Origin of the sequence: Bacillus sp. JJ664, assembly GCF_036962205.1 — a bacterium.
Taxonomy (GTDB): domain Bacteria; phylum Bacillota; class Bacilli; order Bacillales; family Bacillaceae_G; genus Gottfriedia.
The window spans coordinates 2,533-2,757 of the sequence record NZ_JBALMS010000208.1 but is presented as its reverse complement, the minus strand read 5'-3'; the positions used below and the strand labels follow the sequence as shown (position 1 = coordinate 2,757).

The window sequence follows — 225 nt, the reverse complement described above, 5'->3', positions numbered from 1 at the left end:
TCCAGTTTTTATCTTGTTCTTCATAAGGCGTGAAGATTGCTAATTGTAAGTGTGGATAATCAATTTGAAGCTCAAAAACAACCTCCGCTGCCCATAATTCAATTCCCATTTGACCAGACATGATTATCCATTCCAAACCATCGTCGATGTAAGAAAGAATTTTATTTTTTATTGCTTTTTTTATGTATTTTACCGCATCATGTTTATTTGATGAAATGCCTAATT

General features: G+C 32.4%; 1 protein-coding gene. It reads right to left on the bottom strand.

The features are described 5' to 3' along the window. Positions 1-225 (bottom strand): SLOG family protein (locus V7056_RS20260; RefSeq protein WP_499704190.1); only part of this gene is annotated, 225 nt, incomplete at both ends.